The organism is Lyngbya sp. CCY1209 (assembly GCF_035615495.1).
In the GTDB taxonomy this organism is placed as follows: domain Bacteria; phylum Cyanobacteriota; class Cyanobacteriia; order Cyanobacteriales; family Microcoleaceae; genus Limnospira.
Window position 1 is genome coordinate 1 of sequence record NZ_JAJENU010000628.1, and the last position, 14840, is coordinate 14840.

Sequence of the window (14840 nt, forward strand, 5' to 3'; positions counted from 1 at the left end):
AACTGGAGTTTCACCCCCGCCACCGCCTTGGCAGAAGGTACGTTCAACTTGACGGCTACAGCCGCAGACGCGGCGGGAAACATCTCTGCAACATCGACAGCAACGAGCTTAATCATAGACTCCACCTCCCCTGTTGTCCCAGTTATCACCAGCGACGGTATCACCAACGACACCACCCCCGACATCACCGGCACCGCCGAAGCCGGAAGCACCGTCACTATCTTCCGAGACGAAACCTCACTCGGCACCACGATTCCCGACGCGGACGGAAACTGGAGTTTCACCCCCGCCACCGCCTTGGCAGAAGGCACTTTCAACTTGACGGCTACAGCCGCAGACGCGGCGGGGAACATCTCCGAAACTTCCACGGCGGTGAGTCTCACCGTGGATACCACTGTACCTGTCCCCTTGACGGCAACAATTGGCCAACCCGACCTGCAACCCGAACCGGATGCCGTCAGTTTTGAAGTCGAATTTAATCAGCTAGTCACCGGCCTTGACACCGGCGATTTCATCGCATCTGGCACGGCATTTTCACCGGGAATTTCACCGATAATTAACCTGTCAGCAATGACAACTCGGCGGTATTCTGTTGGTGTGGGAGGGATGAATCAACGGGGTACGGTCAACCTGGTATTCAACCCGGCTGGAAGGGTGATTTATTGGGGGGGACAAGAACAGTCTTTGGAAACCATTCCGGTGACTGTTATTGGCGAAGAATTTACTTATGAACCGCCCCTCCTGACTGTCGAACAAATTCTGGCGTTCACGCCGGAAGAAATCGCGGCAATTGCGCCGGAGGATTGGCGGGATGCACTGCAAAGTTTCACGCCGGAAACGTTGCAAACTTTGACGCAAAACTTCACGCCGCAACAGTGGCAGGCGGTGACGCCAGAACAGTGGCAAGCTTTCACCCAAAACACCACACCCGAGCAGTTGCGAACCTTTATCCCGGTGTTGAGTCCCCAGCAATTGCAAGGGGTGACACCGCAACAGTGGGGAGAAGTGACCCAAGACTTGTCATCGGCACAAACCCAAGCCTTTTTGGAAAGTTTGACCGCCGAACAACTGCAAGGGTTGACAGCGGAACAATTTACCGCCTTGATTGGAGGATTGTCTCCGGGACAGATTCAAGGTTTTGGCCCGGAACAAATTGGCAGTTTGATTGATAAATTTGCGCCGGAACAAGTTCGGATTTTGTATGAAACCTTGAGCGTCGAACAGGTGCAAGATTTGAATGCCGAACAAGTCGCCAGCTTCACCAACAGTTTGAGTTTGGCGCAGTGGCAGGCGGTGACGCCGGAGGTGTTGACAACGCTGCTGCAAAAACTCTCGCCGGAACAGTTGCAGGCAACCGCCCAAGGCTTGAGTTTGGCACAGTGGCAGGCGGTGACGCCGGAACAGATTCAAGCGCTGACTGAGGGTGTGAGCGCCGAACAGTTGCAGGGATTTTTGTCGGGTTTGACGGCGGAACAGGTGCAGGGATTTACGGCGGAACAAATTCAGGCTTTGACCGCAAATTTGTCGCCCGAATTGTTGGCGATTTTACAACCGCTGCTGCCGGTTGAAGCCGAAAATGAGATCTTTTATCAGGATTCGGCTCTGATACTACCGCCGGAGCTACTGCTACCGCCGGGGGGGCTTGGAATTGTGAGTCGTGACTTTTCTGACCGCTCAGTTGGGGTGACTTGGGATGAAGCGAGAATTAACCTGTCAGCTATTCCAACTGATAATGAGCGACCATCTGTGACGATTAACCAGGCCAACTATCAGGACGACCCTGCATTTGAAGAACCGTTGAATTTCACGGTGGCATTTAGTGAGCCGATTACTGGCTTTGATGCCAATGATGTTTTGTTGGGAGGGATGGCAGAGGCACCGACGGTGAATGTAACTCCGGTGAGTGGCCATGAAGATCGCTTTTTTACCGTTGCGGTGAGTGGGATGGTCCCAGATGAAACTGTTACGGCGACGGTGCGGGAGAATGCGGCTGAGGATGCTTCGGGAAACCAGAGTTTTGCGAGTACCAGTCAGGATAATGAGATCTTTTATGATGATGAAGTTCTCTTGGGTGGCGGAAAGGATACGGCTGTAGGCGGGATTGGCAATGACTCACTCCAGGGTAATCGGGGAATTGATAGTTTGCTTGGGGGTGTTGGAGATGATTGTCTTCGTGGGGGGAAAGACAATGATTTCGTCTTCGGTAGCCCGGGCGATGATATCGTCTTTGGAGACCGAGGAGATGACTGTCTTCATGGGGGCCAAGACAATGATTCCCTCTTCGGTGGCCTGGGCCAGGACATCCTTTATGGAGACCAAGGAAATGACTGTCTTTATGGGGGCAAAGGCAATGACTCCGTCTTCGGTGGCGAAGGAAATGATATGCTTTCTGGAGACCGAGGAAATGACTGTCTCGAAGGGGGTGTGGGAGCCGATACGTTTTCCTTTAACTTCAGTCCAGATGGTTCTTATGGGGTGGATACTATCACTGATTTTAGTTCTGCTGAAGGTGATAAAATTTACCTGGATTCAGAGGGATTTGATGTTTTGTCACCCGGCGCACTGACTGAAGGTGAGTTTGCGATAATTCCCGATTACGACCCCTGGTTGCAAGTCGTCAGTACCCCTCTTATTTACGATCCAAGTCGTGGAATTTTGTACTATAATCCAACTGTGTCTGTGGGAGATGAGACGGCTATTGCACAGGTTCAGGAGGATCTCAGCGAGACTGATTTCTGGGTGTTTTAAGTAGCCCTCACCCCCAACCCCTCTCTCAACTTTGTGGAGAGGGGAGTTGATGGATGAAAGCCCTCACCCCCAACCCCTCTCCCAATTTTGGGAGAGGGGAGCCATTCTTTCCGACTTCTGCAACACAATTCTCAGTGCGATCGCAACTGCCAAAATCATTCGCACATCCCCACATCCCCGCCTCGGGAAATGGTGAGACTTCGAGCGTTATATCAAATCCGGTTGAATGCCCGGAAAAAAAACGGGTCAGATATCGAGACCGCTTGGGAATCAATTCCCCGAGGGCGCAAGCCTTGCGCCCCTACCCGATCAAATCATCGGTCGATGATTGGGGAGGTTTAGGAGGGGATAACCGGATTTGATATTAGCTGACTGCTGATACCTGACAACTGACAGCTATAATATCACCCCGGATTGGGAACAAAATTTCCCGCCCCCATACTCGTCAACTGCTGGGGTATCAACTCCGGCGCCATCCGTTCGGGGGGGGCGATATCGGCGCCCAAGACGATGCCCTGGGTGCGATCGCTTTTCAACCCCGGAACCGCTTCGACTTCCGCTTCCGATTTGGCGTCCGGCGTCGCCTCCGGAACGTCGGGGGGCAGTTCGCTTTCCGGCAAAGGTTGTTGGGCCAGCCAAGCGAAACCACTCAGGGAACCGGCGAGGATGGCGGTGTAGCCCAAATACAGGTGGACCGAATTGAGATAAAACCCGGAATTCAATTTCACCTTGGACCAGGAAGGAACCGGGTAGCCGTCGGGGCTCGGAGTCGGCAGGGAAGCAGCCAGCGTCGGCCCGTCGAGTCCCAAAGCGTTCCCCAGGCGGCAGATGAACCCCCGCAAATAGATATCTTCCGGGAGGCGGTCCAAACATCCCGTTTCCAAGGCTTGCACGAGGCTGACGGGGACGAGGGTTTGGTGGTGCAGTTGTCGCAGGGACACAGAACAGGCTTCCCGGGCGTCTTGGAGGGTTTTCCCGAGTTGACGCAGGCGATCTTCCCGCTGCCGTTTCGCCTGTTGTGCCCGTTCGGCGGGGGTGAGTTTTTTGCGCTTTTTCTTTTTCGCCGGGGCGGGTTTCGGGGTGGGAGGGGTTGTTTCCGCCGCCGTTTCCGCTTCCGATGGGGGAGAAATTTCGCTTTTGCCCCCCGTCTCCTCGATGTCCGATTCCTCTCCGGATGTCTCCCGTACCGCCCCCACGTCAACCACGGAGGGCGGTGGGGGGGGCGGGGGTGTCGGAGAAACCGCCTCCGGTTCGGGGGTTGAATCGGGTGCGATCGCGCTTTGGGCCGCGGCCGTCCGAACCATCATTCTGTGCCGCCGAATCAACTGTTTGATCGAAAGTTGAATCGCCTCCCGCCCCACGGCTCGAACCACGATTTCCGCTTGATTTGTCCCTTCCCCCAACGTCTTTTTCAGACTTTGCAGGGCGATCCGATACACTTCGCTCTGGTGCAGTTCCGCTTCGATCTGACGCAGCAGCACCCGCACGTCTTCCGACGATATCTCTGCCGCCGTCACCCCCGCCGTACCGAAATCAACTGTGGGATTGATGTTACTCGTCATGTGTCGCTCCCGAATCCAACCTATGTGACCCATTTTTCAATCACTTTGTCCTCAGTCCGGATGCGGAGGCGGATTATCTCCTCTGGGAAGACACCGCGAATCTAATTGATAATTGACAATTGAAAATTGATAATTGGGGATTCGAGCCGGAAACCGGGTTTCTCAGCCTCCCAGGCGGATAGTCATAGAATGTTATAAGAGAGAGAATGACCGAAATCTCAACGATCAGAAATCGCCATGTCTGACTTTATCGAACCCCTGAATCTCAATGCCCACCCCCGTCTCGAAAAAGCGTTGGGTTATCGAGCCGATCGCCGCTGGGTGGCTTGGCATTGGGAACCGCAAATCAATCAGGTGATGTACGCCGACGGGGAAAGCTTGGGAACGGCTAACGTTGCGGCTTGGCAGGTTTTTTTGGAATACAAAGAAAACCGCCCCATTTTGCAGGATTACGGGTTGACGCGGACGGACGAAAATTGGTTGCTGTTGGATCGCAAGACGAGAAAATTGTATGTGGGGGATGGTAAAATCGTCCAGGGCTTGCTCGAAGAACCGGAAAGCTTGGAATTGTTGGCGGGTTTGGATGACGAAACCCATCCCCTCCGGGATCTCCGCTACGCGATCGCCCGCAATGTGAGATCGGGTCGGCGATCGCGATCGCTGCGATATTTGCTCACCTTGATTCCCGTCGGTGCGGGGACGGCACTGATCGCCGCATTGGGAATGAATACCTGGTCTTCTTTGATGCCGATTGTCGAAGGTAATTTGACGGGAAATCAACCGCCGTCGGCCCCTCCGGTTTTATTCCAAACCATCGGCGGGACGGGCAGTTCGGGGGATTGTTCCGCCTTCGTGAAACCGGCGACGGGCGATCGCGAACTGCATTTCGTGGGCGTCTACGAGGCTGACTCCCGCCACGGCATGGGCGATCGCACCACCGGAACCATCGATGTGAAAGTGGGGCGACGGGACAAGGCGATCGTGCTGGTCCTCTCCTCCTACGAACCGGTGAGATGGAACGTGATTCTCGAAGACGGCGCGACGGTGGAAAAAATCATCCTCAACGGCTACCACGATCAGGCGGTGACGGGGGTCGAGGGCATTCCCATCCAGGAGTACAGCTACGAAGAAAACGGGCAATTTCTGGGCGATTTCGTCTACCGCTGGGAAACCACCTCCCCGGCGGTCATGACCCGCTTCAGCCAAGCGGCGGGAGTCCCCCTGACCTCATTCCAGGGCTGCTACCGGGGTACGGAATTTGAAATTCGGTAGAGAAGCAGGGGGGCAGAGGAGCAGGGGGGCGGAGGGAGCAGAGGGAGCAGAGGGAGCAGAGGGAGCACACCCCACACCCCATTCCCCACACCCTACCCCCTCTTCTGCTCCACCCCGAACCCGGCCAAAAGAACGGTGTCGAGGGGTTCATTGTCGAGGGGACGCTGGTAGTTGAGGATTCTGCGGATTCGCAGGTTGGGATTGATCAAGGTGATGGAATCGACGGAAACGACCCGGGTGTAGGTGGTAGTCATCAACAGCTCCCGGGTGCGGGTGTCGAAGCGAAAATAGGCCACCATCGCCCGGGCCTCTTCGTAGGCGCGATCGCGCAAATAGTCCCCTTCGATAAACGGAAGTTCAATTTTGCGGGGTACGAATAAGATATTCAAATCTTGGGAGACCCGTTCCCCCGTTTCCGATACGGTGTTGAATGCCAGTTGGTATCCCGGCAAACCCTCGGGTTCCGCGTGGGAGAGGCGGTTGTCCTCGAGGACTTTGATTTTATTAGCCGTCTCCAGGGGGTTGATGACGAATTCCGTGTGCGATCGCTCCACTTCCTGATGGTTCAGGTAATGGTAGGTGCGTTCCGTCGTCCAGGTTCCGACACAGCAATCAAAAAAGTGCTGTAATTGAGAAATCGACATGGCAACTTAAAAAAACTTAAACTTAAATTTCGACATACTTCTTAATAATGTTCTAGCAAAATCCCCAAAAAATCTAAAATCTAAGTTAAATTCTCATGTTGACCGATCGCTGTGATTGATCTGGAGTGCTTTCCCTATAGCGTTGGCCACGAAGATGACGGGGTGTGTTTGCTCCTGCGGATGGGGCCCCACCGCATCTTACTCGAGTGCGGATTGCGGGACATTTCGCCGCTGCTGGCCGCCCCCGACTCCCCCCGGGCGGATTTGGTGGTGTGTTCCCACGCCCATGCCGACCACGTGCGCGGATTGTTGCCCCTGCACCGCGCCCTTCCCGACCTCCCCATCTACGCCAGCGAAGTCACCGCCCAACTGCTGCCCCTCAACTGGCCGGAGGCGCTGAAACGGGGTGAAATTCCGCCATTTTGTCAGCCCCTGCCCCTGCGATCGGAAGTCGCGCTCCAGGACGGACTCACCGTCACCCTCTTCCCCGCCGGGCACCTGCCCGGCGCGACCTGTATTTTGCTGACTTACACTTCCCCCCACCGCACCTACAAACTGTTCTATACGGGGGATTTTTTCCTCTCTAACTCCCGGTTAGTGGAGGGACTGCCGCTGGGGGAACTGCGGGGACTGCGGCCGGACGTGCTGATTGCGGAGGGCAGTTACGGGACGGCCCGCCACCCCCACCGTCGCCAACTGGAAAACCAACTGGCCGAACGCATCTACCGGGCGATCGCCTCGGGCCAGTCCGTCCTGCTCCCCACCCCCGCCCTGGGGTTGGGTCAGGAACTGCTGATGCTGCTGCGCTCCCACCACTATTTCACGGGCCGGGATATCGATGTTTGGGTCGATGGCATGGTCGCCCTGGGGTGCGATATTTACCTGGAACTGCTGCCCCACTTCCCCGCCAGCATCCAAAACTTCGCCCAGCACCAACCCCTGTTTTGGGACGACCGCATCCGGCCCCGGGTGCGTCGCCTGTCCCCAGAACTGCTGCCCGAACTAGACCGGGAGCCCTGTATCTTGATCGTGGATACCGGGGCGGACATCGAACCCTACATCAGCCACCGACCGGGGTATTGGAGTCTGTTCCTGCCCGAACCCCCCGGCAGTAGCGCCGACGTCCCCCCCATCGCCCGCTCCGAAGCGATCGCGGTGGAAACCTATTTCCTCACCGAACATTGCGACGCCCCCGGCACGACCCAACTGATCCACAACCTGCGGCCCCAGCACGTCATTTTCGTCCACGGTTCGCCGACCTACCTGGCCGACCTGACCAACTTGGACGAACTGCGGAACCGCTACCAACTGCACTACCCCGCCGCCGGAGTCGAAGTCCCGCTGCCCATCGGGGAAACCTTCCTGCAACCCACCCTCCCGGAAACCCACTACCAGGGGGAGCTCACGGAGTCGAGTACGGAGGTGAACGTCACCCTGCCGAACGCACTCTCCCGGGACCCACGCTGGTCCACCTTCGGGGACACGGGGATAGTGGAGGCGCGGTGGCAGGGGGAAGAGTTGGTGTTGCGGGGAATTTCCCAGCGGGAATTTCTCGCCCGGGGGAGCGATCGCGCCATTCCCCCGGACTTGGACTGCTGTGGCAACTGCCAATTTTACCGGGGACAGCGCTGCTGGAACCCGGTTTCGGCGCTGTACGGATTCAAAGTCACCCCCGAGGGCTACTGTCCCGTCTTCGAGGCGATCGACCGCCCTTGATCGGGCGCGAGAAAATGAATGAACAACGATCAACGATCAATTTATTCGCGGTCGTAGTCCGAGGGGTTGCGAAGTTGTTCAGCTTCCGGACAGTCCTCGGCGATCTGCCAGTCGAAATCCCCCCGGGGAACCGAAGCGAGTTTTTGGCTGATGGAGCCGATGCTCTCCAAGCGCACCATCTCTTCCCAAGATGACACTTCGTCATCTTCCTCCGTCTCGTAGCGCAGCGTAACCAAATCTCCTTCGATATCAAGAATCCGAGCCCTTTCGATCCACCGTTGTTGGTCCCGCAAAAAGATGCAGACTTCGCGGCCATCACAACACAGTTGATAGATCTTGCGATGTAGCATTTTTAACTTAATCCTGAGAAGTTCGCTGGCTGTTGAAAGTTGCCTGCTGAAAGGCCGGGGGCCGGCGGATGAATTCATCGCCGAGCCACTTCAATTGTAGCCGATCGCAGCGCCAAACTTTCCGTTCTTTATAGCGTATTATGCGGGATTCCCACAAATGCTCTGGCCCGAGGGGGAAGAAATGGGACGGCGCCCGATTTTCGCCGGCCTTCGGCATCCAGGGGGCGAGGGGGGCGTGATAAACTTTGGATTTGAAAAATCGTCGAAACTTGATCGATGGTCGAAACTGCTGTCATCAAGATTTCAGCGAGATGGGGGAGGCGATCGCTCCCCCGGGCGAGAATCCGGGGCCCAAAACCGTCTCGTCCGACCGGAAATGTCCGCGATCGCCTCCAATTCTGATTAGGGGGAAGCAGATTTCAACTATGGTTTACGCACAAAATTTATCTCGACCGACCCTTTTCGACCTGGCCCGGGCCGGGGACTTTCGGGCGCTCGGCCATTTGATCGACAGCTATCTGGCCCCGGAGGGCATCCGAGCCCGGGTGTTCCCCGACCGCAACGGGTGCCTGCAAGTGCTCGTGGAGTTCCGGCAGGAACCCATCGCCGAGCGCCTCGTCAAGCACATCTGCCACCTGCTCTGGAAACTCAACTCCCCCCGGGTGGAAGGGGTGAAAATCGCCGGCCGGTTTGCCGGCCAGCCGCAGATCCTCTGGAACCGCTCCGTCCGCATCGTCACCCCGGCGACCCGCTCCCGCCGCCGGACGCGGAACCTCCTTTCCCCCGAGCGCATCAACTTCCAAACCCTCCGCACCCTGTTGATGGTGGGGTCGGCGGTTGCGTCTTTCATCATCGGATGTTGGGTGAGTTACTACGAGGTGATGGGAAGCCAAGTCGTGGCCCCCTCCCCGGCCGGACGGCGACAGGCCAGCGAAGCGGTCGTCACGGCCGCGCCGCCGAAACGCACCGATACGGTGCGGGCGGCTTTGGAAACCGTGCCGGTGGTCAAACACACCGCCCTGCTGAACCCCGACGATCCCACCGTCACCCTAATGTTCGGCGGCGACGTCACCCTGGCTAACTCCTTCGCGGACAAAGTGGGGGACGATTACGCCTGGGCCTTCGCGGAGTTGGACGAATATCGGGAGGCCGACGTGGCGATGGTAAACTTGGAAAATCCCCTGACGCGATCGACCCTGATTCGCCCCAACAAACAATTTAATTTCAAGGCCGATCCGCAGGCGGTTCAGGTATTGACAGAAGGCGGGATCGATCTGGTCAATTTGGCAAACAATCATACGATGGACTACGAAGAACCGGGACTGGTAGAAACCCTGGAAACCTTGCAAGAGGCCGGCATCCACGCGATCGGGGCGGGCCGCGACATCGTGGAGGCTCGGAGGCCGGAAATTTTGGAAGTCAAGGGCCAGCGTATCGCCTATTTCGGCTACTACGACGCCGATTTCCACGCCGCCACCGAGGAGCAAGCCGGGACCAACCCCCGCCACGACGAACGGGTCGCCGCCGACATCCGCGCCGTCCGCGACCAGGTGGACTGGGTGGTGGTCAACTATCACTGGGGCGTGGAGTTGGCCGAATATCCGGGAGATTGGCAAATCGATCTGGCTCGCTATACGATTGACCAAGGAGCTGATGTCGTCGTCGGACACCATCCCCACGTCCTTCAGGGTGCAGAAATTTACAAGGGCCGGCCGATCGTCTATTCCTTGGGAAATTTTATTTTCGGGGGCAACAGCCGCAACGATTACGATACCGCGATTTTGAAGGTTTCGCTCAAGCAGAATCGAAAAATGAAAGTCGAATTCCTGCCCGTCGAGGTGCGGGATTATCAAGCCCAAGTGGTTCGCGGGAACAAGGGGGAGGAAATTTTGCGGAATGTGGAGCGACTCTCCCGCATTTTCGACCGGCCGATGGATGCGGCTGTGGTGTTGAAGCCTCGGTCGGACGGGGGGACAGCCGAACCGGTGCTGCCGGATTTGTCCGCCCCGGAATCGTCGGCGGCGACTTCTCCGACGGAACCCGACGATTTGGAACCGTTTATCAAAACCCCCTTTATCAAGGAACCGTTCATTTCGACGCCTCAACCGGAATCGAGTTCGTCGTCGCAAAGTTACAATGGGTTTAATTCCGCAATTTCCTTTGATGTTGCGATCCCCCCTCGGAATCGCACCGGGGAACGTCAGCCGGCCGGAACGGAAATCGAAGCCCGATTTTCGTCCGCGACGGCTCGCCATGTTTCGGGAATTCATCTTCCCCCCCTGGCTCCCGGGTTCTGAGTCATTCCCGACCCCCCCGAACCCGTCGAAATCGATCTCCGCCATCCCTGTCGTTTGACCGCCGAACCATTCCTAGGAAAGAGTAAATCACCGTGTTTGCGATCGCACTCAACCAAAAACAATACAAAACCTACACGCTGTTTGACCACGGTGCCGAGTCCCGCCTGGAAGTCGTCCCGGAGCGGGGCGGCTTGATTACTCGGTGGTCCGTCAAAGGCGAAGAACTCCTCTACATGGATGACGAGCGGTTTGCCGACCCGAGTCTGACGGTGCGGGGGGGAATTCCGATTTTGTTCCCCATCTGCGGGAATTTGCCGGAGAACACCTACACTTACCAGGAGCGACAATATACGCTCAAACAGCACGGCTTCGCCCGCAATTTGCCCTGGACAGTGCGGAACCAGGGGCGGACTGACGGGGCGTCGATCACGTTGGGGTTGACGAGTAATGCTGAAACGCGATCGCTCTATCCCTTCGACTTCGAGTTGGAGTTCACCTACACCCTGAAGGGCAACGGGTTGGAAATTTTTCAGCGTTTCACGAATTTGTGCGGCACGATGGACGGCCTCCCCCCCCAGTCGATGCCCTTCTCGGCCGGGTTGCACCCCTACTTCCTAGCCCAAGATAAGGGCCGGCTCCACTTTGAAATCGCGGCGATGCAGTATTGGGACCAGCAAACCCAGAAACTTCACGATTTTCGCGGCCGCTTCGACCCCGACATTCCCGAAATCGACGCCATCTTCGGGCCGCTGACCGGTTTGGGGGCGACCCTGACGGATCGGAGCCGCAACGTGCGAGTGTCCCTGAGCTACAGCGCGGCTTACTCCCGGGTGGTGTTCTGGAGCGTCCGGGGGAAGGAGTACGTCTGTCTCGAACCTTGGACGGCTCCGAGGAACGCCCTCAACACCGGAGAACTGCTGACGCACCTGAAGCCCGGGGCGAGTTGCGAGATGGTGGTCTACCTGACGGCAACTTTTTTATAAAAAAGGCTTGACCATCCCAAAATGCAGTGCTATTATAAAAAACTGTGTGAGAGATCGCACTGAATTGGGTCGCTAACTCAATGGTAGAGTACTCGGCTTTTAACCGATTAGTTCCGGGTTCGAGTCCCGGGCGACCCATTGACTTTGGCAGGATAAGAACTTAAAGGGAAAGCGGGTGACCGGACTCGAACCGGCGACGTTCAGCTTGGGAAGCTGACATTCTACCACTGAATTACACCCGCAACAGATCCCAGCCTAGAATCTGAGCAATCTTAATCATATCACCTCGGCATCGAAAAATCAAGAGTAAGGTTCGCCAAACAGCATCACCGAACAAGTCAAGTTTTGGATCATCTCCGTCGTCACGTCGCTGACGGCCAGTCCCCCCGCCGTGCGACGGCGCATCGATCGCAGCACGACCATATCAAAGTCCCGGGACACCTGTAGGAGGGCTGCGGCGACATCATCTGCGGCGACAATTTGAATCTGGCACTGCACCTGGAGCTCCGACTGGGCGACGATTCGCGACAACTCCGACTCGAACTCCTTCACCTGTTCCTGACTCGTGCGGCGATCGCACACGTGCAGCAACATCACCTGGGCCCCATTGGTGTCGGCGAACAGTTGGGCGAAGCGCACCGTCCGGAGCGCCTGGGGGGTCAAATTTTTCACCGGAACCAAAATCCGGTGGATGTTGCTCGGTTCCTCCAGCAGCTTCAAAACCGCAACGGGACAGTGAGACGCCCAAAACACGCTGTCGATCAGGCTTCCGAACAGTCGCGCCCGCAGGGTGGTGGTGGAACTCCAGCCCATCACGATCAGACTCGCCCCCCATTCTCGCGCCGTCCGGCTAATGCCCTCGGCGATATCGTCGTCGATGCGGAGTCGGGTTTCGGCTTCGACTTCAAACTCCTTCGTCACCTCCAACGCCCGTTCCAGGAGGCGATCGCTCTGTCGCAAACTCATCTCTAACTGGGGTTCGTCCATGCGAATGCGAGCCGGAGCCACGCTGAGGGGAAGCACCCGACCCGACTCGTGGCGGGCCAGCAACGACGCCATTTCGATCAAATAGGAGATCGACAGAGGGTTCGAGACGGCGACCAAAACCGTCAATTTTTGGGACGGATTTTCTACCCCGATATCGGAGTGAGTCGAGGAGGGAAGCCAATCCTCCGCCCCCGCATCAAAATCGGCTTTGGGGATGGATAATTGACCGCCAAATCGGGCGGTCAGCACCGGTCCCAAAAGCGATGTCACCAACATCAAAACGATGACGCTGTTAAAAACTTCGGTGGAAATGAGTCCCACATTCAAGGCAGCCAAAGCGGCGGCCAGGGTTGCCGCCACCTGGGGAATTGACAGGGACCACATCGTTAACGTTTGGTTCCAACTGTAGCGGAACAGCAGTTTCATCGCCGTCGCGGCTACCAATTTACTGGCAAGTAAACCCAGGACAATTCCCGCCGTCAGGGCGAGCCCCCCCGTCAAACTTTGCACGAAGGCGGGCAGGTCGATGAGCAATCCCATACCCACAAAGAAAAAGGGAATGAACAGGGTGCTGCCCACGAATTCCACCTTTTCTTCAACCGGACTGTGGCCGATGACGTCGTTGACAGCCAGACCCGCCAAAAACGCGCCGACAATTTGATCGACGTTGATAATTTGGGAGCCGACCGCTGCCAAAAAAACAGCCAACAGGACGAACAAAAATTGGTTGCTTTCTTCGTCCCCGGTGCGGCGAAAATATTCCTTTCCGGCCCAGTCCAAACCGAACAAAACGATCGCGGAATAGATCGCCAGCGCCCCCAACTGGACGACCAGAGTCATTGCCGAAAAGTCGCCCCCGTGGATGGAAACGCAGATCGCCAATACCAACAGCGCGGCGATATCGGTGAAAATTGTCGCGCCGATGGTGACGACGACGGCCTCGTTAGAAACCACCCCCAACCGCGCCGCGATCGGGTATCCGAGGAGGGTGTGGGAAGCTAGTAAAGAACCGATCAAAACGGACGTATTGAGGCTGTAACCCATCGTTAATCCGACCGATGCCCCTACAATTAAGGGGAGTCCGAAGGTCATAATTCCGAAGGTCAGGGAACGATTTCGTTTGCGTCGAAATTCTTCTAGGTCGATTTCCAAACCGGCGACGAACATCAGGTAAATTTTTCCGATATCCGAGAGCAATTTCATGATTTCGGAGTCGGGTTCGAGGAGTTGCAATCCCCCCGGACCCAAGATGACTCCAGCCACCAACAACCCCACCAGTCCCGGCAGTCGCAGACGCTCGAAAATGGGGGGGATTGTCAAACTGACCAGGATCAGAATGGTAAACGGGACGATCGGAGTGTCGGGAAGCAAACTGAAAAAATGTTCCATATTTTCGGGTTGTTATCGGCTCGAAAATCGGCTGTCGCGATCGCAATTTTATCGATCGCAATCGGCGAAATTGACTCCCCTCAGTTTACAGGGTTTTGTTCAAATGTCATGTTCCCCGAGGCGGGGAATCCCAATCAGGTCGCGCCCAGTTTCACCAGGGCATCTTCCGCCGCCCGCTTTTCGGCGTCCTGTTTGCGCCGCCCCCGTCCGACCCCGTAAATGCGATCGCCCACCCGCACCTCGGCTACGAATTCCTTGGCGTGGTCGGGTCCGGATTCCCCCACAATGTGGTATCTGGGAATTGCTCCCAATTCCGCCAAAGACCACTGCTGAAAGCGATTTTTTGAGTCGAGCAAATGGGCGGGTTGGCGATCGCCCGTCGCGGAAACGGAGGCGATAATTTCATCGGCGATCGCGCCAAATAAAGGGGTGATAAATTCCCGCACCGCCTCAATTCCGGCATCCAAATAATAGGCCCCGATGTAGGCTTCAAAGGTGTCGCTCAACAGGGCCGGATTCTCTCGTCCCCCCTCCAACAGCGCCCCCTTTCCCAGCCGCATTTGTTCCCCCAGCCCGAATTGCATCGCCAGCCACGCCAATTGGGTTTCGTCCACCAAAGCCGACCGCAGCCCGGTCATTTGGGCTTCGCTGAGGGGTTCGGGAACCGATTTTTTGTACAGGAGTTCCCCCACCAAAAAGCCCAAAACGGCATCCCCCAAAAACTCCAACCGCTCGTTATTTTCTCCCGCGTTCGGGTGTTCGTTGACGTAGGAGCGATGGGCGAGGGCGCGGTGCCTCAGTTGGGGGTTTTGAATGGGGGGGAGTTGAGATGGAGATGACATCGGCGGGGTTGATTTTGGGCGATCGCTCGAAAGGGTCGAGACTCCCCCAT

10 protein-coding genes and 2 tRNA genes are annotated in these 14840 nt (G+C 56.8%); 6 read left to right on the top strand and 6 right to left on the bottom strand.

The genetic code is table 11. The features are described from left to right. A partial coding sequence (locus tag LKE08_RS23810; protein WP_324706765.1) for an Ig-like domain-containing protein occupies window positions 1-2748 on the top strand: 2748 nt, incomplete at its 5' end. A gap of 404 nt (window positions 2749-3152) precedes the next feature. Here the strand turns inward: LKE08_RS23810 and LKE08_RS23815 are convergent. Continuing rightward, window positions 3153-4343 (bottom strand): helix-turn-helix domain-containing protein, encoded by a 1191-nt coding sequence (locus tag LKE08_RS23815; RefSeq protein ID WP_324706766.1) that lies wholly within the window; start codon window positions 4341-4343, stop codon window positions 3153-3155. 204 nt (window positions 4344-4547) lie between these two features. On the opposite strand from LKE08_RS23815, the gene LKE08_RS23820 reads away from it, so the two are divergent. Beyond that, window positions 4548-5582, top strand: coding sequence for a hypothetical protein (locus tag LKE08_RS23820; RefSeq protein WP_324706767.1), 1035 nt, complete (start codon window positions 4548-4550; stop codon window positions 5580-5582). A 92-nt stretch (window positions 5583-5674) separates the two neighbouring features. On the opposite strand, the gene LKE08_RS23825 is transcribed toward LKE08_RS23820, so the two are convergent. After that, window positions 5675-6226, bottom strand: coding sequence for a phycobiliprotein lyase (locus tag LKE08_RS23825; protein ID WP_324706768.1), 552 nt, complete (start codon window positions 6224-6226; stop codon window positions 5675-5677). 111 nt (window positions 6227-6337) lie between these two features. On the opposite strand from LKE08_RS23825, the gene LKE08_RS23830 reads away from it, so the two are divergent. Continuing rightward, window positions 6338-7942 carry an MBL fold metallo-hydrolase gene (locus LKE08_RS23830; protein WP_324706769.1) on the top strand — a complete coding sequence of 535 codons (1605 nt, stop codon included), beginning with the start codon at window positions 6338-6340 and terminating at the stop codon, window positions 7940-7942. A 41-nt stretch (window positions 7943-7983) separates the two neighbouring features. Here LKE08_RS23830 and LKE08_RS23835 read toward each other — a convergent pair whose 3' ends face one another. Next, complete coding sequence (locus tag LKE08_RS23835; protein ID WP_324706770.1) at window positions 7984-8292, bottom strand: DUF6679 family protein; 309 nt, start codon at window positions 8290-8292, stop codon at window positions 7984-7986. Between the two features lie 425 nt (window positions 8293-8717). On the opposite strand from LKE08_RS23835, the gene LKE08_RS23840 reads away from it, so the two are divergent. The 3 genes from LKE08_RS23840 to LKE08_RS23850 all read left to right on the top strand — a co-directional run bounded on the left by LKE08_RS23840 (window position 8718) and on the right by LKE08_RS23850 (window position 11710). After that, window positions 8718-10589 carry a CapA family protein gene (locus tag LKE08_RS23840; RefSeq protein WP_324706771.1) on the top strand — a complete coding sequence of 624 codons (1872 nt, stop codon included), beginning with the start codon at window positions 8718-8720 and terminating at the stop codon, window positions 10587-10589. 92 nt (window positions 10590-10681) lie between these two features. Continuing rightward, complete coding sequence (locus tag LKE08_RS23845) at window positions 10682-11572, top strand: aldose epimerase (RefSeq protein ID WP_324706772.1); 891 nt, start codon at window positions 10682-10684, stop codon at window positions 11570-11572. 66 nt (window positions 11573-11638) lie between these two features. Beyond that, window positions 11639-11710 (top strand) — tRNA-Lys (locus tag LKE08_RS23850). A gap of 32 nt (window positions 11711-11742) precedes the next feature. Here the strand turns inward: LKE08_RS23850 and LKE08_RS23855 are convergent. From LKE08_RS23855 to rnc, 3 genes are all read right to left on the bottom strand, one after another. Then, window positions 11743-11814, bottom strand: a tRNA-Gly gene (locus LKE08_RS23855). Window positions 11815-11872: 58 nt separating this feature from the next. Further along, on the bottom strand, window positions 11873-13948 hold the full coding sequence (locus LKE08_RS23860) for a cation:proton antiporter (RefSeq protein ID WP_324706773.1): 2076 nt from the start codon (window positions 13946-13948) through the stop codon (window positions 11873-11875). A gap of 134 nt (window positions 13949-14082) precedes the next feature. Then, window positions 14083-14790 carry a ribonuclease III gene (gene rnc / locus LKE08_RS23865; protein ID WP_324706774.1) on the bottom strand — a complete coding sequence of 236 codons (708 nt, stop codon included), beginning with the start codon at window positions 14788-14790 and terminating at the stop codon, window positions 14083-14085. Window positions 14791-14840 lie beyond the last annotated feature (50 nt).

Coding starts and splice junctions, on each gene's coding strand:
- LKE08_RS23815 (WP_324706766.1), bottom strand. CDS start 4,343: ATGGGTCACATAGGTTGGATTCGGGAGCGACACATGACGAGTAACATC.
- LKE08_RS23820 (WP_324706767.1), top strand. CDS start 4,548: ATGTCTGACTTTATCGAACCCCTGAATCTCAATGCCCACCCCCGTCTC.
- LKE08_RS23825 (WP_324706768.1), bottom strand. CDS start 6,226: ATGTCGATTTCTCAATTACAGCACTTTTTTGATTGCTGTGTCGGAACC.
- LKE08_RS23835 (WP_324706770.1), bottom strand. CDS start 8,292: ATGCTACATCGCAAGATCTATCAACTGTGTTGTGATGGCCGCGAAGTC.
- LKE08_RS23840 (WP_324706771.1), top strand. CDS start 8,718: ATGGTTTACGCACAAAATTTATCTCGACCGACCCTTTTCGACCTGGCC.
- LKE08_RS23860 (WP_324706773.1), bottom strand. CDS start 13,948: ATGGAACATTTTTTCAGTTTGCTTCCCGACACTCCGATCGTCCCGTTT.
- rnc (WP_324706774.1), bottom strand. CDS start 14,790: ATGTCATCTCCATCTCAACTCCCCCCCATTCAAAACCCCCAACTGAGG.